Raw genomic sequence first — 25,762 nt, forward strand, 5'->3', positions numbered from 1 at the left:
TGCGGGCAGGTTCACAAAGAAAAATGTCTGACACGAGTTCTACCATTCGAAACAAACTGACACGTTCCTTCACCGGCGTTGCCGGCCGGTTCTATGCCGGCATCGCAGCAGGAATTGTCGCCCTGATCGCGCTCGCGATCTTCGGCTCGTTCACGATCTCGACCGTCTTGACCGAGCAGAAGAAGAACGAACTCAAGCACCTCGTCGAGACGGCGGTCAGCATCGTGGCCGATTTCGAAGCCCGTGCGAAGCGGGGCGAGATGTCCGAGGACGAAGCGAAGAAGCGCGCCTCCGAAACGCTGCGCATTCTGCGCTATGGCGGCTCCGAATACTTCTTCATCCAGGATTACCAGACGGTGATGCTGATGCATCCCTTCAGCAAGACCCTGGAAGGAAAGGACAACTCTGCGGTGAAGGACACCAATGGCGTCGCCTTTCTCAAGGAGATCGGAGATGTCGGCAAAGCCGGCGGCGGCTTCGTTGCCTATCTCTTCCCGAAGCCGAACCAGCCGGAGCCTCTCCCGAAACTCTCCTATGCCGCCAACTTCGACAAATGGGGCTGGGTGATCGGTAGCGGCGTCTATATCGATGACCTCGCCGCGATTGCCGCGTCCTATCGCAATCTGTTCCTGACGCTCGTCGCCGGTGCTGCAGCACTCCTCCTCCTGATCGCATTCGGTCTCGGGCACAGCATCTCCAAGCCGATCCAGAAGCTTGTTGCGAATATGGGTTCGCTCGCCGGTGGCGATCTCTCCGTGGCGATCGAGGGAACGTCCCGCCGCGACGAGATCGGCGTGATGGCCGGCTCCGTTCAGGTTTTCAAGGATGCCATGATCGCCAAGAAGCAGGCCGATGAAGCAGCTGCGCTGGAAGCCGATGCAAAGACGCGTCGCGCCGAGGTGCTGGATCAGCTGACCAAGCGGTTCGAGACGAACGTCTCGGCCCTGACGCAGGGCCTGTCCTCGGCGGCAACCGAGATGGAGGCCACCGCGCAGTCGATGACGGCGGTTGCCAACCAGACGACGCAGCAATCGGTCGGCGTCGCCTCAGCGGTGCAGCAGACCTCCTCCAATGTGCAGACCGTGGCCGCCGCCACGGAAGAGCTCTCCATCTCGATCCGCGAGATCGCCGCTCAAGTCAGCCAGTCCTCCCTGGTGGCGGAAAAGGCGGTCGCCGGCACCCAGCGCACCAGCGGAACCGTGCAGGAGCTCGCGGCCAGTGCCGAGAAGATCGGCAACGTGGTGCAGCTGATCAACACCATCGCCGGCCAGACCAACCTGCTGGCCCTCAACGCCACCATCGAGGCCGCCCGCGCCGGCGAGGCCGGCAAGGGCTTCGCGGTCGTGGCCTCCGAGGTCAAGGATCTCGCCACCCAAACGGCTAAGGCGACGGAGGAGATCTCGGCCCAGATCGGCTCAGTGCAGCAGGCCACGCAGCAGACGGTCGCAGCGATCCAGGAGATCGCCCGCACCATCACCGAGATGTCGCAGATCTCCACCTCGATTGCCGCAGCCATGGAAGAACAGGGCGCGGCAACCGCCGAGATCGCCCGCAACGTGCAGGAGGCAGCACGCGGCACCGAGGCCGTGACCGGCAGCATCGCGGACGTGCACCATGGCGCTGGCGAGACGAGCACGGCAGCGTCCCAGGTGCTGGGCGCAGCACGGGAACTGGCCCGCCACTCCAGCGATCTCGGCCAGGAGGTTTCGGCCTTCCTCTCAGGCATGAAGGCGGCCTGAACCCTGGCCCAAACAGAACCCAACATTCCCGCCCGGCTCGCTCGAGCCGGGCGCTTTCTTTTGCCCTCGTCGTTTCTCAAGATCATACCATCGCTTTCAGAAAGCGATGGAAACCCTCGTTGCGGGACTTATATGGGAGGCATCCCCTACGAGACGCGTTTCATGCCCGAGACAGACGAACAGCCGGACGACGAGTTGGAAGAGCTGAATGGTACGAAGCGTATCAACTTCCGTGATTATCCGAGTTCCGGCCTTGTGGTGATCGCGGCCCTCAGCTCGGGCCTGGGGTGGATGCTGTTCAAATGGCTCGACAAGAAGCGCAAGGCCCGGAACGGCACGCCTGCCGAAGACGGACCAGCCACGGCCTCTCCTCCTGAATCAGGGTCATCGGACGATCAGAAATCCTGAATCGGGGCACCTGTGTCCGTAGCACGTGCTGCAGCGCACCGCTTCCTGCGGCCTTTAAGACTACGTTAAGGAAATCAGCAGGAGGTTTCTATGACCCACGGTGCTGTTTCCTTCGTTCTCGGCATCATCGCCCCTGTGGCGCTGGTTGGCTGGCTCTTGGTGTTGCACTAATGGGCCACGCCGCTCCTGAAGGGTTTTCATGACGATCGTCCGTGCCGCCATTCTCTTCACCTGCATCGCCGGGATCACATCGGGCGGAACAACTGCGCTCTCGGCCGAACTGATGCAGGGACGCTTCCGGATGGATTATTGCGCTTGGTTCAGCATCGAGAGCCGGGACATCGTCGGCTCCAACGCGAACAGTGCCCTCTTCAAGGTGATCTCCAAGGAATGGACCTCCCATCACCCGAACGGCAGTTATGACAAGCGCAGCCCCAGGACGGGTGGCGCGGCGTCAACCGGTTTCTATTTCTGCTCCAAGACGAAACCCTCGGCGATCTGGCAGAGCGATGGCGGACAGTGGAAAGTGGCCGTCCTGAACCTGGCATCGCCCTCCGGAGCAGAGGAGAATGCCGTCATTGAGTATTTCGCCGTCTGCCATGGTGTGCAGAGCGGGCACGACATGAGCGACTCGTTCGATGCCCTCGCGGAGCGCTTCGGCTACGCGCCTGTTCAGAATGCTGATCTGCAGGACATCACACGGCCGGAAGATATCCTGAAAGACTAGCCGTCTTACTGTCTTTCGTAACGACTCGTTTACCTTTCAGGCGCAGCCTTCTCATGTGCCTGGCTGGCACGGTCCTCCCTCTGGTCGCAACCGCGACCTACCTAGAGCGCCAATCGACGAGGCGCTCTTTCTTTGGGAAGGTTCGAGGCGACCTCTACATCATGCGCCGTGAGTATCACTCATCTGTTTTTAGCCGGGCATGCGAACTATTCGCGATAGTAAATTCAAGGTTTATAATCCTCTTAAATCTCTATAATCTTATGGAACGATAGAATCCTTAACCTTCGAGTAAGATTCTCCTTGCAACGCCACGATGTTGCCTTATTCAATATTCACAACACCGTCAGCGGATAGCGAGATATAAATCTTGAGATCCGCAGTAATATGAACGTATAGATTAGCGCTCATCTCTACCTGTATGTATCCTGCGTTTCTTCCTGCCATTATCCTGGCAAATTCTCCGTAGAACGGCACAATTTTTACTCAGAAGCCTCGCGAAAGGGGCTCGCTCAATTTTGGGGCAGACAACATGGCTTTGAATTCTTTTGTCGCGCCGAGCGGCAACTTTGACCTGTCCAACTGGAAGATCACCCTTCCTGTGGATTCGAATGGCGGCTTCAGTGGCAATGCCATGGAAGTGAAAAATCTCTCGGGCTACCAGCATTCCAAGTATTTCTACACCGCTGCCGACGGGGCGATGACCTTCGTGGCTCCGGTCGAGGGCGCTACCACCAGCGGCTCCTCCTACGCCCGTTCTGAGCTGCGCGAGATGAACGGCACCGCTAATGCCGCTTGGGATCTCAAGACCGGCGGCTTCATGAGCGCCACTCTCGAGGTCGATGCCGCTCCTAACCGCGACGGCGCGGGCGGGCGCATCATCGTCGGCCAGATCCACGGCCAGGACGACGAATTGGTTCGTCTCTACTGGGAGAACGGCAAGCTCTATTTCGCCAACGATCAGGCCGGTTCCAATAACAGCGAGACGAAGTTCTACTTCGTGAACGCTTCGGGCCAGCAGCCTGACGTGTCCCTGGACGAGCGCTTCTCCTACACGATCAACGCCAAGGGCGATAACCTCGAAGTGACGGTCTTCGCGGACGGCCAGATCTACAAATCGGTCAGCAAGATCAACAGCGTGTGGCAGTCGGATACGTTCTATTTCAAGGCCGGCGCTTATCTCGGTGCGAACGAGAGCAATGGATCGGGCTACGGCCAGACCTCGTTCTATGCCTTGAGCTTCAACCATAATGGCACCGTCACCACACCGACGCAGCCGACCCCGACGCCGAACCCTGGCGCGGGCGACAATTCCGTCACCGCGACGGACGACATCTATGCTGCGACGGAAGATTCGGTCCTTACGGTCTCCGCGGCACAGGGCGTTCTCGCCAACGACGTTGCGGCCGATGGCGGCAAGACGGCAGCGGCCGGCACTTTCGCCACCGCTCAGGGCGGTAGCGTGAAGCTCAACGCTGACGGTTCCTTCGTCTACACGCCGAAGTCCAACTTCTTCGGTTCGGACAGCTTCAGCTACACGGCCAAGGACATGGACGGCGACACCGACACCGGCACCGTGACCTTCAAGGTCGCCGACGTGGCCGAGACGGCTCCAACGCCCACTCCGACCCCGACCCCCTCGCCGCGTCCCATCACCACCAAGACGATCAACGGCACGAGCAGTGCCAACAGCCTGACGGGCACGTCCGGCAGCGATCTGATCGACGGCAAGGGCGGCGACGACAAGATCTGGGCCAAGAACGGCAGCGATGTCCTGATCGGCGGCGCCGGCAAGGACAGCTTCACCTTCGACACCAAGCTGGGCACCAAGAATGTGGACGTGATCGTCGACTTCAATGTCGCCGACGACACGATCCGCCTCAACGATACGGCGTTCACCAAGCTCAAGTACGGCAAGCTTTCCTCAAGCAGCTTCGTCGTCGGGTCGAAGGCATTGGATTCCGGCGACCGCATCATCTACGACAACAAGACGGGCGCGCTCTCCTATGACGCGGACGGCACCGGCTCCACGGCCGCGGTGAAGTTCGCCGTCATCGAGAATCTCGCCAAGCTCACGGCTGCCGACTTCATCGTCATCTAAGCGAGCCTTATTGAACTTTTGGAAGCGGCTTCGGTCCAGACCGGAGCCGCTTTTTCGTTGCGTCGAGCATGAAGCCTCGAGGCATCTTGGATCGACGCTGTAGGCCTTACCCTTTCAACTTGACCAATTATTCCTCCCGGCCATACTCCATTGGCCAATGACAATTCTCAAAAGAAGCCCTGCTGAGAACAGGGTCATGTTGCAGAGGGAGGAAGCATGCGAGACGTGACAGCTCTTCTCCGCCATTGCATCGACAGTCCGACCAAGCCTCGAAAGGCGCGGTGGGCGGCATGCCCCTGTCGGGCGACAATCGAGGGCCTGTCATGAAAGTCTCCGAGCACCGTACGCTTCCCCGTAGGGACCTGTCCCTCACCGCGCTTGGACTTGGCAGCGCACCGATGGGAGGGCTTTATGCGCCGACCAGCTATGCCGAGGCTCAGGCCACGACCGAGACCGCCTGGGCCCGGGGCATCCGCTATTTCGATACCGCTCCCTATTACGGCTACACGCGCTCCGAGCGCCGCCTCGGCGTCCTGCTGAGCGACCGCGAGCGGGACAGCTATGTCATCAGCACGAAGGCGGGGCGCCTGATGGTGCCCGACGATGGCGTCAGCGACGAGGAGAATGGCTGGGTCCATCCCCTCCCGTTCCGCCCCACCTATGACTATACCTACGACGCCATCCTGAAATCCTTCGAGGACAGCCAGCAGCGCCTCGGCATCACCAAGATCGACATTCTCTACATCCATGATATCGGCCGCTATACCCATGGCGACAATCATGAACATTACTGGCGCCAGCTCACCACCGGGGGTGGATTCCGGGCGCTTTTGGAATTGCGCAGCAGCGGGCGTGTCACCGCCATCGGGCTCGGTGTCAACGAGGCGGAAGTCGTTCATGACGCCATGCAGGAAGCAGATCTCGATGTCGTCATGCTGGCGGGCCGCTACACGCTGCTTGAGCAGACGAGCCTTCCCTTGATGGAGAAATGCGTTCGCGCAGGAACCGGGATCGTCATCGCAGGCCCGTTCAATTCGGGTATCCTCGCCGGCAACAACAAGTTCAATTACGAGGATGCTCCACCGGACGTCGTGCAGCGCGTCCAGGCGCTGAAAGACGTGTGCGACAGGTTCGATGTGCCGCTCCCGGCCGCAGCCCTTCACTTTCCCATGGCCCATCCCGCCGTCGTCTCCTGTGTGACCGGCGCCCGCAATGCCGAGCAGCTTAAGACCAACGTGGAATGGTTTGAGAGCGGCATCCCGGCAGAATTCTGGACGGCACTCCGGAAATTCGGATTGGTGAACGAAGCCGCTCCCCTCCCCGGCGAAGGTGAGTGAGTCCGATGCGGATCGATGCTCACCAGCATTTCTGGCTGATGCGCAACCGAGAAGGCCAGTGGCCGCCGCCAGATCTTGCAGAGATCCATCGCGATTTCATGCCGCACGATCTGGAGTCGACCTTACAGGCATACGGCATCGGCGGTACAATTCTCGTGCAATCGCTGCCGAGGATGGATGACACCGATTTCATGCTGGAACTGGCGGATCGGCATTCCCTCATCCTTGGCGTCGTGGGCTGGGTCGATCTCAAGGCTTCCGACGCCGCAAGTCATATCACGCGCCTCGCAGCCCATCCGAAACTGAAGAGCCTTCGGCCGATGCTGCAGGACATCGCAGACGTGGATTGGATCGACGATCCGCGTCTCGATCCTGCCATCGCGGCCATGAAGAACGCGGATCTGCGCTTCGATGCCCTGGTGATGCCGCAGCATCTCAGGGCATTGACGGCTTTTGCTGAGCGTCACCCCGATCTTCCCATCGTGATCGACCATGGAGCGAAGCCACGCATCGCAACCGGGGAGATCCGCCCCTGGCGCGAAGCCATGGCCGGCCTGGCCGCGCTTCCGAATGTCCATTGCAAGCTGTCGGGCCTTCTGACCGAGGCAGGAGAGCGGCGCGATGCGGCGGCGATCAGGCCCTATGCCGATGCGCTTCTCGAATTGTTCGGCCCGGAGCGCCTCATCTGGGGCAGCGACTGGCCAGTCCTGAGGCTTGCCGGTGACTACGCGGATTGGCTTACCATGTGCCAGGACTTCGTCCCGACCCGCCATCACGATGCGGTCTTCGGCACGAATGCCGGCCTTTTCTACAAGCTGGGCATGGATCGGAGTGGAGAAGCGACCTGATGGTTAAGTTGCCGTAAGGTTTATTCTGCAGCACCTGCCGGCTTGACGAGTTGAAGCCCCTCCTGCGCAATGGCAGGCGCTGCCTCGCCACCACCAGCGACCTGAACTGTCGGGACTGCAAACTTGATCCCGTTATCTTCGAATGCCTTCTTGATGCGGGCGAAGGCCTTACGTCGAATGACGAATTGCTCGCCCGGTCGGGTCGTCATCTTGCAGCGGATCTGAATTGCAAACTCTCCAAACTGCTCGACACCCTGCATCTTCAAAGGCTCAATGATGTTCGGACCGAATTCCGGGTCGGCAGCCATGTCCTGACCGATATTCTTGATGAGCTTGCGTGCCTTCTCCAGATCGGAGTCATAAGTAATGCCGATCTGGAACTTATCGATCACCCAGTCACGGCTCATGTTCTCCACCGCCCCAAGCTCGCCGAAGGGCACTGTGTAAACCGGTCCGCGATGGTGGCGCAGTTTGACCGAGCGCAGGGAGAAGGATTCGACCGTCCCCTTGTAGCTGCCGCTCTGGATGTATTCGCCGACTCGGAATGCATCGTCGAGGAGATAGAAAACGCCGCTGATCACATCCTTGACCAGCGTCTGCGCACCGAAGCCGATGGCGACACCCGCAATACCCGCGCCTGCGATTAGCGGGCCGATTTCCACTCCCAGCGCGGAGAGAACCATCAGCACCGCGACGACCGCCAGAACGGCAAAAATCACATTGCGAAAGATCGGCAGGAGCGTCCGCAGCCGCGCCTCGCGCGAGGCGATTCCACTATTCGTGGCCGTGACAATCTGTGCGCGTGTGAGGCGCCTGTCGATCAAGGTTTTCGTCACCTGCCAGATCAGATCGGCAACGAGCAGGATGACCACGGCGCTCAGGGCGCCTCGGAGGAGGCGTGTCAGAAGCGTGTCGCGGCTTGTCATTTCGACGAGATCGATGTGCCAGGCATCGGCCAGCAGCAACACGGCGCCGGCGATGAGCAGCGCCCGGATTCCGCGGTCCAGATAAACCGTCGTCAAACCTGTTTGACGCGAGGCTTCCGATTCCTCATGCGGGCGCAGGGCGTGGCGACTGGCCTTCTCCGTAACAGAGATGGCAACCGGGAGCAGGAGGGCGATGACGGCAAGCCAGAAGAAGCCCATGAGACCTGCCACCCAGAGGCCCCAGAGAAGAACGAAATAGACGGAAAGCAGGCTGGCCGCGACCATATGGGACACGCGTCTCGGCGCTCCGGTTTCCGGGGCTGCGCTTGGTGCCGGCGTGGGCCGTGTCCAGACGACGTTGAGGGCGATGGCGAGTAGCCCGAGGCCGAGGGCATAAGCCACCACGGCGCGCGCCTCCGGCGTGAAGCCCAGGATCTTGAGCACATCGACGGTGGCCCACCCGAAGGCGAACCAGCCGACGAACAGGGCGAGGCGCCGGTGCCAGAACTGCGCGGCAGCAGCGCCTGTCGGAATCAGGCGGAACCGCTCGGTATCTCCTGATGCGGCATGGTTTGGCGCAAGAAGGAACCGGCTCACCATCAGGAACAGCCGCAACATGACGGCAGCGAAGAGGTAGGCGACCACCACCTGCCTGAGGAGCGGCGGCCAGTCCAGCGCCAGGAAGGCTCCGATGCTTCCGATCGCAAAAATCGCGATGTCGGCCAGATTGAAAACGAAACGCAAGGCAACCGCATGCAGGCGTTCGGAGGTAGCGAACACGGGCCGGGTTGCAATCCGCTGTCGAGACGGACCCGTCACCCGTCGAAAGAGCCACTCGACCCCTGCCCCCAGGGCGAGGAATCCGATGATGAGAAGCACTACGGCGAGCGGCCTTCGCCCCTGCAGTTCTTCAAGGAGTCGACCGGATGCATTCCGAAACTCGTCCGGAAGCCGTGGCACGGCTGCAGCAAGGGCGGCAAGGCGCTCCCGCAGGCCCGTGATCCGCTGCATCATGATTTCCGATGTCGTTGGAGCGGCCGCAGGGGCTGTCGTTGCGACGGGAGACTTCTGCTGCTCGTCGATCCATGAGCGGACGGCAGGATCTTGCAGGAGCTGCAGCAATTGCTGGACCTGGGGTGGAGGAGGGCTCGGAGCCGGTGTAGGCTGTGCCTTGGCTCCTAGAGGAGCGACGGTGGCCAGAAACAGGAGAGCCACACCATAAAAGGCTGCTGACAGCACTTTGACCCACAGGCGCCCAACCATCGCAGACTAGCGTCCTCTTCAGAGCCTGACTTGAAAGTCATCGCGCAGGCCCGGCCGCGGTTGCCCCACAGCATCAGGCCAAGCCGTCAAAAAGTCTACCGGGCCGTCGGAATGCCCTTTTCGGCAAGGCGCGAGCCATTCTCTAACCGGTTCTCTGGCTCGGGCACCGGCGGAGCCAATCTCAGGGCACTGATGGTGTAAATCGCAAGGGCGATCCAGATCAGCCCGAAAGCAAGGGCATCGATCCACCCGAAAGCCTCGTCGTAAGCGAGAACGCCGAGCGCAAGCTGGCCCGAGGGCGCCAGGTATTGCAGCAGGCCGATGGTAGAGAGCTTCAGCCTTTGAGCGGCTGCCGCAAACCAGATAAGGGGCAAGGCGGTGCTAAGCCCTGTCAGAATGAGGAGTGCGTCGAGACTCCAATCACCCTGGAACGCCACGGATTGGCCATTCACGGCGGCCCAGGCCAGATAACCCAGGGCCAAAGGGGTGAGCAGAAGCGACTCGGTGCAAAAGCCTATCAGAGGAGCAACCGGCACGATCTTCCTGACGAGACCGTAGCAGCCGAAGCTGCAGGCCAGGACCAGCGCGACCCAGGGCATCTCACCCGAGGAGATTGCAAGAACGAGCACACCCAGCCCAGCAATCACGCAGGCCGCGACCTGCGCTTGGCTCAGCCGCTCCCGGAGAAAGAGGACGCCCAGCACGACGTTCAGGAGAGGATTGATGAAGTAGCCGAGGCTTGTCTGAACGAGGTGCCCGGAATTGACGGCCCAGATATAGACGAGCCAGTTGATGGCGATCAGGCCCGCCGAAAGGCACAGCAGCAGGAGCCATCTGCCGGAGGTCAGCGCTTCGACAAGCTTGCGCCATTGCCGGCCGATGAGGATCAGGCCCAGCGCGAACACGCTCGCCCAGACGATGCGTTGAGCGAGGATCTGCAGGGCTGGCACGGCCGACACGAGCTTGAAGTGCAGCGGAACGGCCAGGCCCCACATGAAGAATGCCGCCAAGGCATAAAGAACGCCGGCCCGTGCCCGACGCGCCTCGGAAGTCACTGGTTCTGTTTCCATGGTTAGCCTCTAGCCCCGCCCGATCCTCGGAGGGCGGGCCTTGCTCCGCGAGGTCCCCTCGCTCGCCCCGGTCCTATTTCAATTCAGGTGCAGGTGATAGCCCCGATGTTGGTGAGACAACAGGCCAATCCGGTCCATGCTGGACGGCAGAACGCATGGAGGGAGAGATCAGCATCACGAGCGATTTGCAGTCCGTCGAACGGTTCCCTTTCCACGGCGAGGCCGCTTGGGAAAGATCAGCCTGACCCGGACGACACGCCGTGTGGCCAGACGCTCAAGCCTGTCTCTGATCACCTGGGCCTCCTCCGGCCCAATGCCCTGCACCTGCTCGATGGTGGGGATCATGGTCTTGAGCTGTTCGAGGCTGGCGATATGCGCGTCCTCAAGGGCTTTCCAAATGTTCACGGGCAGGCGCAGCCCCTCGAATGGATCGTCGGCGATCTTAGGAATTACACGAGGCATCGGACCCATTCCCCCGCAGATGGACCAGAAGTTCCGGCGCAGAACCGCTTCCCTGAGACACTCTGATCGATGCTTTATTCCTCAAAGAATCGAAAAATTTTCAGTCGAGGTATGGCTCAACCTGATCAAGAGCCTTCTCGAGAGGCTCGGTGTGAGAACCAGTGTCGATTGGCTGCAACAATATTGCCCATCATGGCTTAAGGACGCTGTACAACACGAAGCCGGTGATCGGAGGCTCATCCATATCGGATGCTGCAGGGATGAAGACTTAGAGCATCGGACCCAAAAGTGGACCCACTTTTGGGTCCGATGCTCAATCCCTTAAGCGGCGCATCGTTGATGCGGAAAACCGGATCCACTTTTCACTGGCGTGGCCCTACGGGTCGCTGACGCGGCCCTCTGGGTCCGCACGATGCGCTAGCTCCTGCGATCGCCAACACTCAAACAAGAAAGTAAGCGGATTTCAGTGCGTCCACGCCCTTGATCGCCAATTGATAATCGGCGACGCCGTCGCCCGTCGTTTCGATCATCAGTTTGTCTGCGATCCGGTTATAATATGCTGTTCCCATGGCTTGATGTTCAACATCTGCGCTGAAATTGCCGGTGAACTTGATCTTCTGACGACCGGACGCCGCCGGATTGGCATCGAAGGAGCGAAAGTCCAGAACATCGTTCCTGTCGAACTGCTGAATGCGATCGAAGGCATTTAACGATCCAAGTTCGCTGAGCGTCTTAAAGATGAATCGATCTTTCCCCGAACCGCCGTAGAAAGTGTCTGCGCCTGCGCCTCCGGAAAGATGATCGTCACCACCGCCGCCGTAGAGCCAGTCGTCGCCAGTGCGGCCGGTCAACCTGTCATCGCCCGATCCACCCTTCAGATTGTTGGCCAGCTCGTTTCCGTAGATCGCATCGTTTCCAGCACCGCCGACGGCATTCTCGATCATGGTGAAATGTCCGAGCCAAACCTGCTTACTCGTCAGGATCGCATGCTTTCGCCCGATGTGGCTTTGCGTGCCGTCATCCAGATAGAGAGTGATTTTCTCACGCAGGTGGGCTGCGGTAATGGTGTCGGTCCCTCCTCCGTCCCAGATGATTTTGTTCGCGCCGAACTTATAGGTGGACGAACCCAGTCGTGCATTTGCCGGCCCATAGATGCTCTGAAGGGCCATGATGTCATACGGTCCAAGACCGTAAGAGGTAACACCCTGCGTGTAGGACATCACACTGTTGTCCGTATTGTCATCGGCAAGCGAGAGGCGATTCCGTCCTTCAAAACTGTGCTTCAATCCCAAGGCATGCCCGATCTCGTGCAGGACCACTTGATAGCCCCAGCTTGTCGTGGTCAGCCGCTGAGCCACACCGATCATGATGATCTGACTGCTTTGAGTTCCTGAACCGGTTTTGTCGATCCATGGCATATCGGCATACCCAGCGACGCTGCCGCTGATGTCGAACTGGCCGAACATCAAATCCGCATTTTGTGAAGCACTTTTGGCGAAGGTAACGCCCGAAATTGCGCTGAAGGCACGAAGCGCGGTCTCGATGAGAGCCTTGTCGGAAGTTGAATAAACCTTGAAACGGTAGCTCGGATCGCCGTACCAAGCGGGCCCCATGGGGCTGGTCATGAAGTTATAGGTGACAGTGACCGGCTCTCCGTCGGCCGTATTCCGATAATAGCGTCAGGTAGCGGTCTCAACGCTCTCATTGCGCAACGCACGGATGAATCCCGGATATGTCGCCATGACCTGAATCTCCGGTCAGAGATCGAGCGCCGTCATGCTAAGAGGCACATTCTCGGGTGCCTTCGAAGAAAGAGTATCGGTGCCGATCTATTCGGGAGGACGCGTCACTCCAGAGAGTAAGCAGATATAAAGTAATTTTGGCACAGTGATGTCCGCTGGCGCATTGGCACGATCCATCCGCATCATCGGACGGAATACGTGGCTCCTTGTTGAAAATGACCTTAATGGCACTCTGTAACCACACGAAATTCAAGGCTTGGCTAGAGCCACTTCCACTTGCGTGAAACTATTGCTTTTCTTTGCTTTGCCGCATTTTTGACGACGACCCGAATCCACTTCGCCGAGAAAATCTCCAAGCAGGCAGGATTATCTTCACCAGGCGCGAGCACTGGCCATCGTGAGCGCCAGAAACACACGCATCGTAAGCCCGAGGAGAACGTATGTCCCCGTTCAGTTCATGATCGAAGGACAACCATGAAGCGTTCAGAATGCCTAAAACCGATGCACCAGCTTGGCGGCTGATCATGATCCCGCAATACGGACATCGAGACCTGTCGGAAAGAAGGAGTGCAATCTTCCAACGACGAGCAGATGTTCAAAGTCTCAGGGGGGAGAGCACAGGGTCGCGGGTTCGAAACGGCCGAAATCTTTGATTTTAAAGTGGTACAGCCGCCCCGGCTCGAACGGGGGACCCCCAGATCCACAATCTGGTGAATAGGCCTACCAACACTTCACAGAGCCTAACATTAGTTTCCTGGTAAGTGCCTGTAAGATGTGGATATTTGACAATTTGTGAGCCAACGTTAGGCTCATCACATAACGGGTCATAACGGGCCTAGTTCGTTACCCCAGCGTTACCCGAGGATCGAAGAGAGGGTTCGTGCCCTTCCTGAGCCAAGCATGCCAAAGCCTTTGACTGCACAGAGCGTGGAACGCATTAGGTCCGATCCCCAGCGGCGCCTAGAAATTCCAGACGCCATCCTGCCCGGCCTCTATCTCGTGGTGCAACCCAGTGGCGCGAAATCATGGGCTGTTCGTTACCGGTTTGGCGGCAAACCAAGAAAGCTGACGTTGGGCACCTACCCCGCGCTCGACTTGGCTGTCGCACGCGAACGCGGTCGGGCGGCGCTGCAAGCTGCCGCGTCTGGCCGCGATCCGGGCACTGAGAAGGCACTAGCACTCCGCCAAGCGCGTGAGGGGCAGCCCAATCAAGATCTGGTATCGGCCGTGCTTGACGAGTTCATCACCCGCCATGTCCGCACGAATAATAAGAAGCGAACCGCCGAGGAGGTTGAGCGGACTTTCAAGCTGCACGTGCGACCATACTGGTCAAATCGGCGGATCCAAGAAATCACGCGCCGCGACGTAATTGAGTTACTTGATCGCATTATTGATGAAGGCAAGCCGGTGCAGGCTAATCGCACCTTGGCTGCCATCAGAAAGCTTTTCAATTGGGCCGTTGATCGTTCGATCGTCGACACGTCGCCTGTCGTTCGGATCAAAGCTCCCGCCCAAGAGGTAAGTCGCGACCGCGTCGTGTCAGACGATGAGCTGCGCCTCATCTGGAAGGCGGCAGATTGCCTTGGCTTCCCATTTGGACCCTTCGTGCAGGTTTTGATCCTGACAGCCCAGCGACGCGACGAGGTAGCCAACGCCCGGCGGAGCGAACTTAACAAGGCCGGCGACCAATGGACAATCCCGAGGGAGCGGACAAAGAACGGCGAGGCGCATGACGTGCCACTCAGTGAAGCAGCGCGCAGGATCATCCAGGCACTGCCTCGGCTCAAAGGGGCTGCAGGCTTCCTATTCACCACGACTGGTGAAACATCGGTCTCAGGCTACTCTAAGGCGAAGGCTCGCCTCGACGCGACCATGCTCAAGATCGCGCGCGATGAGGCGGAGGCCTGCGGTGCGGATCCCGACAGAGTACAGATCAAGCCGTGGCGCCTGCACGACCTGCGGCGAACCGCTGCGTCAGGCATGGCCCGCCTCGGTCAACCGATCCACGTAATTGAGGCCGTGTTAAACCACCGCGGCGGCGAGGTCAGTGGTGTCGCGGCCGTCTACAACCGACATTCCTATCTTCCTGAGAAGCGCAACGCGCTGGAGGTTTGGGCTCGCCACGTTGTGCAAATCATCGGAGAGTCAACCGCAGACAACGTGGTGCCAATCCGTGAGGGTGCACGATAATGTCCCCGAATGTAGATTTGATGCCTGTCGGATCTCATCCATTAGCGGGTGGTTAAAATCTAACACTTGGTAACCAATCCGCGAAACCCGGCTGAACCCAAAGCGGAAGTTGGGCCAACGTCAGCTTCGTGCCAGTTTGTATGGTCCGGCCGTGCGTCGCAAGATGATGTTGGCAGACGGATGAACGTGAGAGCTGCATCAATGTATTCGGCCTCGTGGTGGAGCCGATGCTCCGGGCCAGCATGGGTATCCGCGCGCATCCAAGACTCGCTAGCTGAAAGACCTCTGTGGGCCATCATGGCACCCAGTCTTGTGGTTGCGCCGGGCAGACCGTTCGTCCATCTCCGCCTCATCTCGCAGACCTCGGCGGGAAATCGCTGTTTACTGAACTGATTTCATCGTCAAACCCTCAGGGCTGATCGGTTGCAGAAGGAGCCGGGAGCTTCCTCATCTCACATCGCATGAGAGGCGCTCCTCGGCTGATAAGCATGTCCCCGCGCCAGCACGGCCCAGGCGATGCGCGCCAGCTTGTTGGCCAAGGCAATCACCAGCATGTTGCGATGCAGCCGCCCTCCAGCAGCCTCGATCCACGGCCACAGCCCCAGTCTCGCCCCATGCGGCCGGCGCACCAGGACAATATGGGCTGCCTGCACGAAGAGCGTTCGCAGGTACTTGTTGCCGCGTTTGGAGATCTTGCCCAGGATCGTGCGGTCGCCGGTCGACTCCTGCTTGGGCACCAGCCCGAGCCAGGCGCCGAAATCCCGCCCCTGCTTGAAGCCTGCACCTGTTCCAATGGCCGCCACCACGGCAGACGAGATGATCGGCCCTACACCTGGCACGCTCATCAGGCGCTGGCAGTGTTCATCCTGAGCGGCGAGTGCTTCAATCTCAGCCGAGACATCGGCAATGCGATCGTCGAGCTGACGCCAGTCCTCAGCCAAATCGGCAATGAGGCGAACGATGCGGAGCGACAGGGCGTCAGAGTACGAACCCAAGATGCCTGGCAAGGCCTGGCGCAAGGGCGCGAGCCCTTGGCGCACGGTAATGCCCCGCTCGAGGAGGAAGCCGCGGATCTGGTTGGTCACGCCCGTGCGCTGACTGACCAGACGGGAGCGCACCCGGTGCGAGGCGAGGAGGTCCATCTGGTCGGGCGTCTTGATGGCCACAAACGACATGGTGGGCCGTTGCACCGCCTCGGCAATGGCTTCGGCATCGCGATAGTCGTTCTTGTGCCCTTTGAGGAAGGGCTTGACGTACTGGGCCGGGATGAGGCGCACGTCATGGCCCAGCGCCTGGAGTTGGCGGCCGATGTGGTGAGCCCCGGCACAGGCCTCTAAGCCGATCAGGCAGGATGGAATGTTGGCCAGCCGCTGAGAGAGTTGGGTGCGGGAGAGCTTGATGCGCAGCACGATCGCACCGCGCTCATCTTGGCCGATAAGATGGAAGCTGTTCTTGCCCAGGTCGATGCCCAGGGTGGCGATCGCAGCAGAGGAAGAAGACCATGACATGGGACGTGCTCCTTGCGTGGCTCCAAGCCCCACAGCTTACGGGCAAGCGGGGCAGAAGCACGGCCGGACCATCCCATTAGCTGACCTTTCCTCGATCCAAATTCGAACGGGCTATGGATCAACTCCATCCGAGGCTGGTACAGCCACACCGGACTTCGCGATCTCCCGGATGACCTGCATCACGGCCCGGCATGCGAGTGTCATCTCGCCATGTCGCGACATCGCCAGCGCAATGTGGCGGGGGATGACCGGATCAACCAGCTTCGACGACTGGACATGGTAGTCCTTCGAGGCTCCCGCAATCGCATATGGCCCCAGCAACGCGTAGATGCCACCGTCGGCGACGATGTGCGCCTGCAATCGCAGGGAATCTGCTTCCAGCGCAACGTTGAGCGTGATCCTGTGCTCGACCGCAAGCTGCTCGAGGTAGTCGCGCCACGAACTGGGGCGGCAGAACAGCACGAGCGGCAGGTTGTGCAGAGCCGAGAACGGTAGAGTCGGTTTAGAGGTCAGGGGGTCGCCGGCCGCGCTCATGAGGTAGGTCGACGTCTCGACGAGGTAGGTATCGCCATCCCTGGGCAACGGACTGGTGCGGAACAGGATCGCGAGATCGACGCTGCCGTCTTCGAGCCAGGTTTCGAGCTGGGCGCCCTGACCCTCCCGGACCGCGAGCTGAACCAGCGGGTATTGCTCCGCCAGGCGTCGATGCAGAGTGGTCACCAAAGGGTGCGAGGTCGAGGGCAAGCTGCCGATCCGCACCTTGCCGATCGGCGTGCCGGCCGAGCTGCGGACGTCATTGGCGAGTTGCTCGGTGCTGGTCAGCCAAGCCCGCACCTTGGGAGCGATGCGCTGCCCCAGCTCGGTCAGCACCACGCCCCGTCCGGTACGCTGGAACAGGCGCCCGCCGCACTCCTGCTCCAGCTCGCCGATGCGGCGGCTGATGTGCGGTTGGCTCGTGCCGTAGGCTAAGGCCACCTTGCTCAGGCTGCCGAGCTCGGTGGCGTCGATGAACAGCTTCCACGCCGCGTAGTCCATGGGCAATCATCTCCTGATATACCTCATGAAGTATATCTGAAATGTCGGATCTCTGCATTCCGATATATTGCGATTCCGCCTACTGTCTCTCCCATGTGCTGACTGGCCCGATTGAGGAAGACGCCCGAGAGCCGCTTCCAGAGCGCCGATCCAGCCTGGGTGCTGCGTGCAAGCAAGTGTTGCCGCGACAATCGCGCCGAACCCAACACCGACGATGCAACTTGGAGGAAACTGACATGACATCCCTCGATCTCAGAGGTCTCGTTCCCGCTCCCGTAACCCCCTTCACCCGCGACGGCGAAGTCGACCATGCAGCCATTCAGCGCCTGGGCTCCTGGCTCGGCAGCCACGACGGTGTCAAAGGCCTGGTCGTTCTCGGCCATGCCGGCGAAGGCACCTTCCTCACCCAGGATGAGCAGACTGCGGTCATCCAAAGCTTCATCAAATCGACCGACGGCCGGGTTCCGGTCATCGCCGGGATCACTCTGGAAGGCACCAAGGTGGCTGCGCTCGAAGCCAAGCGGGCTGTCGCGGCCGGAGCCGCGGCCGGCCTCGTGTATCCGTCGCATGGCTGGCTGCGCTTCGGCTACCAGAAGGGCGCGCCACAGGACCGCTACCGGGCCATCTTTGAGGAGAGCGGCCTGCCGCTGATCCTCTTCCAGTACCCGGACGTGACCAAGGCCACCTACAACCTCGAGACCCAGCTCGAGATTTCGGCCCAGCCGGGCGTTTTCGCCATGAAGAACGGCGTGCGCAACATGCGCCGCTGGGACACCGAGATCCCGGTCATCCGCCGCGAGCGTCCGGATCTCCAGATCCTGACTTGTCACGACGAATATCTCTTGCACACGATGTTCGACGTCGACGGAGCCCTGGTGGGTTACGGTGGTCTGGCCCCTGAGCCGCTCATCGAGTTCATCGCCGCCGGCAAGGCCAAGGACTACGCCAGGGCCCGCGCCATCCATGACCGTCTGCTGCCGGTAACCCGCACCGTCTACCACCGCGGATCGCACATGGAAGGCACGGTTGCGCTCAAGCATGGCCTTGTCGCCCGTGGCATCCTCGAGCACGCAACGGTTCGCTCGCCTCTGCTGCCCCTGGAGCCGGGGGCCGACGTCGAGATCGCCGATGCGCTGCGCTCAGCCGGCCTCGTCAAGCAACCGACGGCCGTGGCAGCGGAGTAAACAGGTCGAGACGCAGACTAATGACAAAACGGCGGAGCGGATTCACGCTCCGCCATCAACCAGGAGGGAACGCCAATGACCCCACGAAATGCCGCAGGTAGCATCTCATACGCCAGCATCGCCGAGCCGTTCGCCCGCGCGCGGGCGATGGCGGGAAGACGCCCATTCCTGAAGGCCCTCGTGACCGGCCTCGCCGCGATCGCGTGGGTGCATGGTGTGTCCGCCCAGCCGGCCAAGTATCCGGCCCACCCGATCAAGATCATCGTGCCCTTCGCGGCCGGTGGCGGTGTCGATGCCTTCGCCCGCCTGCTCGGCAAGCAGATCGAGGAGAAGCGCGGTGCCACCGTCGTGATCGAGAACCGGCCCGGAGCCAACGGGACCCTCGGTGCGAATGGCGTCCTCCAGTCCCAGCTGGATGGCTACACGCTGCTGTTCTCGGCGGCGACCCACGTGATGGCGCGCCAGGTCATGAGCAAGGTGCCCTTCGATCCAGTCACCGACTTCACCGCGATCGCGCGGGTTGGCGAGGCGCCGATGCTGGTGGTCATGTCTCCGAAGAACCCGCAGAAGACGATCGCCGAGGTCGTCGAGGATGCCAAGAAGAATCCGAGCCAATGGGAGTTCGGGGTTTCGGCCATCGGCTCCCCCGGCCACATCGCAACGATTGCCTTCAATCACCTCGCCGGGGCGAAGTTCACGATCGTGCCGTACAAGGGCACGGCACCCGCGCTGACCGATGTCATGGGTGGTCACGTCCAGCTCATGATCGACCCCGTCATCGCGCTCCTGCCGATGGCCCGGGATGGGCAGGTCAAGGCGCTCGCGACGACGACCGCGAAGCGCAGCCAACTTACCCCGGAGATTCCGACGGCGGCGGAAAGCGGTATGCCGGGACTGGAGTTCAGCTCGTGGTACGGGCTCTGGGGGCCGAAGAATATGCCCGCCGAGACGGTGGCGTGGCTCAATACGGCGATGGCGGATGCGACCCGCGAACTGGCAGCCGCGGGCCGGCTGGCCGCCCTCGGGATCGAGCCGGTCTATGAGAGCCCCGACGAGTTCGGCAGCTTCATCAAGCGGGAGGTTTCGCGCAACGCCGAACTGCTGAAGGCTGCCGATTACAAACCCATGTAGCGACAGTCTAAGCTGGCTCGACGGGTGATGGTGCCCGTCGGGGATCAAAACCAAGCGGCTTTGATCTGAGAAGGAAGTGGAGAAGGTTGTGTGGGACTCCAGGACGTCGAAGATGTCCGGGCCTCCGCGCATTCATCCAAACGGTGGGCGAATCCACGCTCTAACTTCGTTGACTCAGCCACTGAAAGTCCGCATCGGGTCAAATTCGGTAGTACAGAGAGGATGAGTGAATGTCCGCTTCCAACCAAAGCGCTGACTTGGTCGTCAGTACCAAGCGTTAGAATTTAACCACTAGTGGGTGTCTGGAAAATTGGGTTGAGCCCATCTGAAGGGGCATGACAGCCCTATGCTGCGACGCCGACCTGAGCGATGCGGAGTGGGCGATCCCGGCCTCTGCTCACACCTGCAAACCGGCGCGGGCGTCCCCGCAGGCATGACCTGCGGCTGGTTCTCAACGCAATCCTCTAAATCTTGCGTGTCGGTGAGCCTTGGCGCCCGCTGCCGCACGAGTTTCCTCCCCGGCACAGCGGGTATGATCATTTCCGACGATGGCGTCAAAAGGGCACATGGCAGCGCATCAACGACGCCCTGCGCGTCCGAACTCGGGTGAACCTTGCTGATTGTGAAGCGGCCGCGCCGCTGGGTGCCATCGGATGAGCCGGCACTGGGGATGATGGGGTTTGTTCTGTCCTTTCCAAGTTAATGCAACGCAGCCAGCCCAATGGTGCTTGGGCACACGAAGACCTGCGCACCTCTGCCCCCGGGGGGGTCGAATCTTCCGCAGGCGCACATCGCCCCACCGCCCGGGCCCGCATGCCCGGAGTTTTTTTACCACCTCGCGCGCGAGTCGGGACCAGAAAGGGCTCATTTAGGGCTGGTTTCATATAGTGCCGGATAAGCAATTACTGCCGTTTGCCAGCACGCGAGATTACAATGGTCTGCAGGGCGTGCGATGCCGTGTTCACTTCCACGAAGGTCGGCACAGGCCGGTTGCGCCGGTTCTGCTCCGAAACCTGTAGGATGGCGCACTTCGCACGCGCCCCAACGGTTTTCAGCTGCGAGGCGTGCGGCGCTCCGTTCCTACCGGGATATGACCGCAAGCAGCGCTTCTGCTCGCAACGCTGCCAGAAACGTGCTTACGGCGAGCGCCTGCGCGTCTACGCTAACGATTCTGAGAAAGATCGCGCACGCTGGCACCGCCGACGCGCCGCGAAGCGTCTCGCACCGAGCGAGCACTTCCGCGCCGTCGAGGTCTACGAGCGCGATGGCTGGATCTGCGGCATCTGCGGTGCACCCGTCGATTCAACGCTGCGCTGGCCGAACCACATGTGCCCCAGTCTCGACCACATCATTCCGCTTGCGACGGGCGGTCACCACACGCGCGCCAACACCCGGTGCGCGCATTGGCTCTGCAACTCTAGACGACGGGACCAGGATTGAGCGGTTCAACCGCTCTTAACGTCCTATGACTCGCTTGAGACCACTCAAGCCCGGCCTGACACGACTCGACGTACGGTCTCCCGGTCTCGCACAGCGCGATGTCTGACTTTGCCCCTAGGAGGGCACGCACGAGTACCTCGTGCAGCACACGGATGGGACGGCGGCCGCCAAAGCGGATGGATTCGGACACCCTGCCGCTCGCGAAAGCGCCACATAATCTTCATGGTGGCCGAGGGTCTAACCTCAAAGGAGGCTACCTGTCAGATCGAGGGTCCCCCTTCCACCGCACTACGAGCCGCTCACACAAGTCTCGGGACAGAGGAGCTGGCATGAGACGCCTACGCCCGAGCACAACCAGCTCCACAGAACCAGCTCTTTCGATTCCAGGTCGTCACAGATCGCTTTAGCAATAGGAGAAGGTCACTTCTCGTACGTCTCGGAGCGGTAGAGCCCTGTGCTTGCCGGGCTCCTTCCCGATTAAAGAGCGACATTGTCCTCAGCGAAAAAGGACTACAGCGTTTTTAAATAAAAATCGCGTGGGGCAGCCAAGATTTAGTAGATACCGCTCGCCATTGCCCCCTAAGTATTGATGCATCAGCATATTTTCCAATCGAACTATTGGATACTATTCTTAATCAGGCACTTGGATATTTCCGACTACCCAAAAAAGCAAAGGACAATACCTCCAAATTGTGCCAGTTTCTCCTTATCGCTAAATTGTTAGCGCAATTGAGGAGAAATTAATGGAGAAAGACGACGTTCTTGTTACTGCGCCGCAAGTAAGGGCACGTTATGGCGGCCGATCAGACATGTGGCTCTGGCGGATTCTGCGAGATCAAACCTCTGGCTTCCCGCAGCCAATTCTTATTAACGGTCGAAGATACTTTTCTCTTGCTGCTTTGAAGGCGTGGGAGATCTCGCGGACATCGCAGCAACGGGAGGCTGCATAGATGGATTACCAGAAAGAAGAAACCCGCCACCGCGGCAACGGTGACGGGGATCAAAGGAATCAAGCAAGCGGCCTGACCAATTTTGAGAATAACTCAACAAACACATGGATTTCAATGGCTCGCGTTAGCGAGCCAACCGATGCAACGCTCGAACCAGCCGATCTTGCATCAACTCAAACGCCAAAGTCAGAGCCCGTCTATATCTCGAATGGCCGATTCACGATGGCTAAGGATGGTCTCACGACAGAGGTCGAGCGCGGCCGTGGTCAGAAGGCCTCGATTGAAAGGATCATGATCTCAGGACCCTTCGAGGTTATCGGTCGGGCCCGGGACCCGATGGGACAGGGTTGGGCCAAGTGGCTCCGCTGGCAAGATCCGGATGGCCGCACGCACGAGTATGCCGTGCGCGACGCAGCACTCCATGGTGACCTTGGGGCGCTAGCGGCCGAACTGGCCTCGCGCGGGTTGAACGTGGTGCGCAGTGCTCACAAACTGTTCGCCGAGTATCTGTCCGAGATCGATGTCGCTCAGCGGGTAACAACAGTCAGCCGGACAGGCTGGCACGTGGTTGCCGGGATGCGCGTTTTCGTCCTGTCCGAGCAGGTAAGCGGATCTCCTGCCAACGAAACCGTTGTCCTCGACGGAGCCACAGCGGCGCCCTATGCGAGCCAGGGCACGCCTGGGGAGTGGCGCGAAACGGTCGGCCGCCTTGTGTGCGGCCACGGCCGGCTTGTCCTCGCCGTATCGACCGCTCTTGCCGGACCGCTGCTCGAATTGGTCGGAGCAGAGGGCGGTGGTATCAACCTCTATGGCGCGAGTTCCCGCGGCAGGACCACAGCTCTCAAGGTCGCAGCCTCAGTCTGGGGCCGCGGGGCTGCCGATCCCGGTTTCGTGAGGTCGTGGCGGGCCACGGCGAACGCTCTAGAGGCGACGGCTGCGATGGTCACCGACACGATCCTGTGTCTCGACGAGATCGGTGTCGCTGAAAGCCGAGATGCTGCGACCGCCGTTTATCAGCTTGCGGCCGGGGCCGGAAAAGGACGGGCTGCACGCGATGGCTCAATGCGCGCTCCGATGACCTGGCGGGTGCTGACGCTCTCCACGGGCGAACTGCCCATGGCGGAGAAGATTGCTCAGGATAAGCAGCGCCGTGCTTATGCAGGACAGGCCGTACGGCTCCTCGACATCCCCGCAGACGCGGGTCGCGGCTTCGGCGTGTTCGACAGCGCGGGCGAATACGTCGACGCCGGTAAGCTGGCACAGGCGCTCCAGCACGCGGTTATGACTGCCTATGGCACGGCAGGCCCAGCCTTCGTTCAGGTGATTGCCGCCAAAGCTGAAGAGATCGCTCGCTTAGCCTTGGATATCGTTGATCAGTTCAAGGCTGAGCACCTCCCGCCGAATGCGGATGGGCAGGTGCAGCGCGCGTCTGCCCGCCTCGGTCTGATTGCGGCGGCTGGGGAGATCGCGCAGAGGGCCGGGATCGCGCCATGGGCGGAGGGAGAGGCGGAAACCGCTGCCGCCCGGGCGCTGGCGGATTGGATTGCGACCCGTGGCGGATCGGAGCCGAGCGAGGTGCGCGAGTCGATCACCCAAGTGCGCCGTTTCTTCGAAGCGCATGGCGAGAGCCGCTTCGACCCGACCGACGATGTGGATGCGCGGCCGGTAAACAACCGGGCGGGCTTTCGTAAGGGCGCTGGCGCTGAGCGGGTCTGGTGGGTCCTCCCGGAGCAATGGAAGGAGGAAATCTGCAAGGGCCTTGATCCGCGTGAGACAGCGAAAGCGCTCGCCAAGCGCGGGATGCTTAGACCCGACCCAGGTAGCAAGCTCCAGCGATCCGAGCGGACGCCGATCGGGAACAAGCGAGTGTACGTGATCACGGCGGCGATCTTCGAGGGAGATGAGCATGATTGGTGAAACCCGTGCGCGCCTTCGTGCGCTTATCAGTCCGACCTTTACTCAGCGAAACGGTGTGGCGGGTGTGGCGGAGGGCTTCCCTCCGCCTAACCACCCGGTGCCACACCGCCTGCCACACCCGGCGAACAGCCCTGAAAGCCTTACCGCGCAATACGCCACACCTGCCACCCCTGCCACGCACTGGAAACGGGAGGGCGAGGAAGGTGGCCACACATCGGCGCGGGTGGCACCGGAGCGTGCCGATGGCGTGGCACCTACAGATCTCAGCCCCGAGTAGCTCGACTACTTCGAGGAGCGGGCCGCAATCCGCGAGTATGAGGGCGGCTTTGATCGGGCGGAGGCAGAGTTCCTGGCCTGGGGCGACACGCTGCAGGCAGGATCAGCATCAATACGTGCCCCACAATCCTCCTGACCCCGCCCGCACATGTCCAGCAGCCGACTGCTTAGATCTGGCATCTCTCTGAACTTGATGCTGCCAAGTGGCCTGCCCCGAGTTGGTGATCCGCGTGTGATGTTAATTCAGGGTTGGCCTGAAGCGCTTGGAAGCCAAGACTAGAGCATCGGATGCTTAATCGGACGCATATCCTGCAGCCTTGAGGTAGTTCCAACACTCTTGTGGCTCGAACAGGTTGCAGATCTCACCGAGGGCGCACCAGAGCGCGTCCAAGGTGCGAGCTTCGGCTTTGCGCAGATGCGCTTTGATCTTGGCAAAGGCCTGCTCAATCGGATTCAAATCCGGACTGTAAGCAGGCAGGAACAGGAACCAGGCGTCGTGTCTCTTCAGGCATTCCGCCGCCCTTTCACTCTTATGGACTGCGAGGTTATCGAGGATCACCACGTCGCCTTTGCACAGCGTCGGAGCGAGTTGCGTCTCGATATAGATGTCAAACGCCAACCGGGTGATCGGACCATCGATCACCCACGGCGCACTCAGCTCGTGACAACGCAGCCCGGCCACAAAGGTATGCGTCTTCCAGTGGCCAAAGGGAGCGCTTACGCGCAGGCGCTGGCCCCTGCGGGATCGCCCACGCAGGCGCGTCATTTTGGTGTTGACGGTACGTCTCGTCCAAGAACACCAAGCGGTGCGGCTCTTGGCGCATGCGGACCTGACGCTGGCCGGTCCAGACGCGACGCTCGTCACGCACGTCGGCGCGTGCGCACTCCGCGGCCATCAGCTGTTTTAATGGCATGGACCGGCCGTGCTCCCGGGCGGAGCATGGGAGTACGGGATTGTCCCACAGCCACGGAGCCATGTCATGACACAGCAGACCACAGCTGAGACCATCAAGACCATCGGCATCGACCTGGGCAAGAACACCTTCCACCTCATCGGCATGGATGCCCGCGGCAAGATTGTGCTGCGCCGCAAGATCGCGCGCGGACAGCTGCAATCCTGCCTGGCTAACGTGCCGCCCTGTCTCATCGGGATAGAGGCCTGTACCGGAGCCCATCACGTCGGCCGTCAGCTTGCTGCCCTTGGCCATGACGTTCGCCTGCTGCCGGCTCACTACGTCAAACCCTTCCTCAAAGGACACAAGAATGATTACCGCGATGCCGAGGCTATCGCCGAGGCGGCGCAACGTCCAACCATGCGTCCGGTGCCGCTGAAGTCGTCCGAGCAACTTGATCTCCAAGCTCTGCACCGGGTGCGAAGCCGACGGATCGTAATTACCCACGCCGTTGCTGAGGCTGGTTTCAGGCGCTGACGGTAGCGAGAATGGTGCCGAAGACGGTGACACTTGGCGTGAGCCGAGCCGTATCGACGACGGTGCGCACGGCCGCTTCGC

19 protein-coding genes and 2 pseudogenes are annotated in these 25,762 nt (G+C 60.7%); 14 read left to right on the forward strand and 7 right to left on the reverse strand.

Going from position 1 to position 25,762, the window contains the following annotated elements; genetic code table 11:
• Window positions 1-23 precede the first annotated feature (23 nt).
• The 6 genes from ACS5Q1_RS24410 to ACS5Q1_RS24435 all read left to right on the forward strand — a co-directional run bounded on the left by ACS5Q1_RS24410 (window position 24) and on the right by ACS5Q1_RS24435 (window position 7,157).
• Complete coding sequence (locus tag ACS5Q1_RS24410; RefSeq protein WP_473100598.1) at window positions 24-1,739, forward strand: methyl-accepting chemotaxis protein; 1,716 nt, start codon at window positions 24-26, stop codon at window positions 1,737-1,739.
• Between the two features lie 162 nt (window positions 1,740-1,901).
• Window positions 1,902-2,147 carry a hypothetical protein gene (locus ACS5Q1_RS24415; protein ID WP_473100599.1) on the forward strand — a complete coding sequence of 82 codons (246 nt, stop codon included), beginning with the start codon at window positions 1,902-1,904 and terminating at the stop codon, window positions 2,145-2,147.
• 199 nt (window positions 2,148-2,346) lie between these two features.
• Window positions 2,347-2,874, forward strand: coding sequence for a hypothetical protein (locus ACS5Q1_RS24420; RefSeq protein WP_473100600.1), 528 nt, complete (start codon window positions 2,347-2,349; stop codon window positions 2,872-2,874).
• Between the two features lie 529 nt (window positions 2,875-3,403).
• Window positions 3,404-4,972, forward strand: a complete 1,569-nt coding sequence (locus tag ACS5Q1_RS24425; RefSeq protein ID WP_473100601.1) for a polysaccharide lyase family 7 protein — start codon at window positions 3,404-3,406, stop codon at window positions 4,970-4,972.
• A 323-nt stretch (window positions 4,973-5,295) separates the two neighbouring features.
• Entirely contained in the window at window positions 5,296-6,309 is a 1,014-nt protein-coding gene (locus ACS5Q1_RS24430; protein WP_473100602.1) for an aldo/keto reductase, read from the forward strand.
• A gap of 5 nt (window positions 6,310-6,314) precedes the next feature.
• Complete coding sequence (locus tag ACS5Q1_RS24435) at window positions 6,315-7,157, forward strand: amidohydrolase family protein (protein WP_473100603.1); 843 nt, start codon at window positions 6,315-6,317, stop codon at window positions 7,155-7,157.
• 20 nt (window positions 7,158-7,177) lie between these two features.
• On the opposite strand, the gene ACS5Q1_RS24440 is transcribed toward ACS5Q1_RS24435, so the two are convergent.
• From ACS5Q1_RS24440 to ACS5Q1_RS24455, 4 genes are all read right to left on the reverse strand, one after another.
• The gene (locus tag ACS5Q1_RS24440) at window positions 7,178-9,346 is read right to left on the reverse strand and encodes a mechanosensitive ion channel family protein (protein ID WP_473100604.1); all 2,169 of its coding nucleotides are present in this window, start codon (window positions 9,344-9,346) and stop codon (window positions 7,178-7,180) included.
• A gap of 95 nt (window positions 9,347-9,441) precedes the next feature.
• Entirely contained in the window at window positions 9,442-10,416 is a 975-nt protein-coding gene (gene rarD / locus ACS5Q1_RS24445) for an EamA family transporter RarD (RefSeq protein ID WP_473100605.1), read from the reverse strand.
• Window positions 10,417-10,590: 174 nt separating this feature from the next.
• Window positions 10,591-10,878, reverse strand: coding sequence for a hypothetical protein (locus ACS5Q1_RS24450; RefSeq protein ID WP_473100606.1), 288 nt, complete (start codon window positions 10,876-10,878; stop codon window positions 10,591-10,593).
• Between the two features lie 440 nt (window positions 10,879-11,318).
• A complete protein-coding gene (locus ACS5Q1_RS24455) occupies window positions 11,319-12,491 on the reverse strand; it encodes a M10 family metallopeptidase C-terminal domain-containing protein (RefSeq protein ID WP_473100607.1) in 1,173 nt (390 codons plus the stop codon).
• Window positions 12,492-13,520: 1,029 nt separating this feature from the next.
• Here ACS5Q1_RS24455 and ACS5Q1_RS24460 point away from each other — a divergent pair.
• A complete protein-coding gene (locus tag ACS5Q1_RS24460; RefSeq protein ID WP_473100608.1) occupies window positions 13,521-14,810 on the forward strand; it encodes a tyrosine-type recombinase/integrase in 1,290 nt (429 codons plus the stop codon).
• 452 nt (window positions 14,811-15,262) lie between these two features.
• Here ACS5Q1_RS24460 and ACS5Q1_RS24465 read toward each other — a convergent pair whose 3' ends face one another.
• The gene (locus ACS5Q1_RS24465; RefSeq protein ID WP_473100609.1) at window positions 15,263-16,318 is read right to left on the reverse strand and encodes an IS110 family RNA-guided transposase; all 1,056 of its coding nucleotides are present in this window, start codon (window positions 16,316-16,318) and stop codon (window positions 15,263-15,265) included.
• Between the two features lie 111 nt (window positions 16,319-16,429).
• On the reverse strand, window positions 16,430-17,353 hold the full coding sequence (locus tag ACS5Q1_RS24470) for a LysR family transcriptional regulator (protein ID WP_473100610.1): 924 nt from the start codon (window positions 17,351-17,353) through the stop codon (window positions 16,430-16,432).
• Window positions 17,354-17,589: 236 nt separating this feature from the next.
• Between ACS5Q1_RS24470 and ACS5Q1_RS24475 the strand changes: the two genes are divergently transcribed.
• The 6 genes from ACS5Q1_RS24475 to ACS5Q1_RS24500 all read left to right on the forward strand — a co-directional run bounded on the left by ACS5Q1_RS24475 (window position 17,590) and on the right by ACS5Q1_RS24500 (window position 24,252).
• Entirely contained in the window at window positions 17,590-18,537 is a 948-nt protein-coding gene (locus tag ACS5Q1_RS24475) for a dihydrodipicolinate synthase family protein (protein WP_473100612.1), read from the forward strand.
• 75 nt (window positions 18,538-18,612) lie between these two features.
• Window positions 18,613-19,668, forward strand: coding sequence for a Bug family tripartite tricarboxylate transporter substrate binding protein (locus ACS5Q1_RS24480; RefSeq protein WP_473100613.1), 1,056 nt, complete (start codon window positions 18,613-18,615; stop codon window positions 19,666-19,668).
• Between the two features lie 471 nt (window positions 19,669-20,139).
• Window positions 20,140-20,325, forward strand: coding sequence for a transposase (locus ACS5Q1_RS24485; protein WP_473100614.1), 186 nt, complete (start codon window positions 20,140-20,142; stop codon window positions 20,323-20,325).
• A 363-nt stretch (window positions 20,326-20,688) separates the two neighbouring features.
• Complete coding sequence (locus ACS5Q1_RS24490; RefSeq protein WP_473100615.1) at window positions 20,689-21,108, forward strand: HNH endonuclease; 420 nt, start codon at window positions 20,689-20,691, stop codon at window positions 21,106-21,108.
• Between the two features lie 1,172 nt (window positions 21,109-22,280).
• Complete coding sequence (locus ACS5Q1_RS24495) at window positions 22,281-23,975, forward strand: DUF927 domain-containing protein (protein ID WP_473100616.1); 1,695 nt, start codon at window positions 22,281-22,283, stop codon at window positions 23,973-23,975.
• Window positions 23,965-24,252, forward strand: coding sequence for a hypothetical protein (locus ACS5Q1_RS24500; protein WP_473100617.1), 288 nt, complete (start codon window positions 23,965-23,967; stop codon window positions 24,250-24,252). Before ACS5Q1_RS24495 ends, ACS5Q1_RS24500 begins: the two co-directional genes overlap by 11 nt.
• Before the next feature lie 291 nt (window positions 24,253-24,543).
• Here ACS5Q1_RS24500 and ACS5Q1_RS24505 read toward each other — a convergent pair.
• Window positions 24,544-25,156: pseudogene (locus ACS5Q1_RS24505) on the reverse strand (IS630 family transposase); the annotation flags it as partial.
• Between the two features lie 75 nt (window positions 25,157-25,231).
• Here ACS5Q1_RS24505 and ACS5Q1_RS24510 point away from each other — a divergent pair.
• Window positions 25,232-25,639 (forward strand): annotated as a pseudogene (locus ACS5Q1_RS24510) (IS110 family transposase); the annotation flags it as partial.
• Window positions 25,640-25,762: the final 123 nt, after the last annotated feature.

The organism is Microvirga sp. GN3, assembly GCF_055792825.1.